The following is a 298-nucleotide window of genomic DNA, read 5'->3' on the forward strand; positions in this document are numbered from 1 at the left end:
ATTTAACTGTTGCAAACTTACCGTCTCTTGCCATTAATTGAGCAAATGCACCTGCACTACGCGCCATAACAGCACCTTGACCAGGACGTAACTCTAAACAAGAAATAATAGTACCTAATGGAATTTCACTTAATGGCATTGCATTACCTATTTCTGGAGCAACACCTGAATCTCCAGACACTACATTTTGCCCAACTTGTAAACCATTTTGAGCAATGATGTAACGCTTCTCTCCATCTTGATAGTTCAATAAAGCGATAAACGCTGTTCTGTTTGGATCGTACTCTATAAGTCGGAT

The 298-nt window shown here is 39.6% G+C and carries 1 pseudogene; it reads right to left on the reverse strand.

Features of this window, described 5'->3' with window-relative positions:
• Positions 1-298, reverse strand: a pseudogene (rplB, locus tag J8281_RS19465) (50S ribosomal protein L2); the annotation flags it as partial.

This window comes from Aquimarina sp. U1-2 (assembly GCF_017897595.1).
Lineage (GTDB): Bacteria > Bacteroidota > Bacteroidia > Flavobacteriales > Flavobacteriaceae > Aquimarina.